Origin of the sequence: Pseudomonas persica, assembly GCF_900291015.1 — a bacterium.
Lineage (GTDB): Bacteria > Pseudomonadota > Gammaproteobacteria > Pseudomonadales > Pseudomonadaceae > Aquipseudomonas.
Genome location: NZ_OLKL01000413.1, coordinates 1 through 231 on the forward strand (window position 1 = coordinate 1; position 231 = coordinate 231).

Genomic DNA, 231 nt, shown 5'->3' on the forward strand with positions numbered 1-231 from the left:
ACTTTCAGATAAGAAGAAGTCCCACCCAGGCCAATTGCAGCATACCCACCATACTCAAGGTACTTGCTGAGCCGTGCCACCTTGTCCAGATGCGTCGCATACCCCGGAATCTGCCCCGGCCCGCCCGCCTTCGACCAATGGTGCACAAGGCTTTTGGTCGAAATGTTCAAGCTCTTCTTCAGCCGCTCATAGCTGCCCAGGTTAAGCTGTTTGTTGAGGTACGCCGCTTTC

Annotated in this window: 1 pseudogene; it reads right to left on the minus strand. The window is 55.0% G+C overall.

From position 1 onward, the window contains the following. A pseudogene (locus FQ664_RS27670) lies at positions 1–231 on the minus strand (hypothetical protein); the annotation flags it as partial.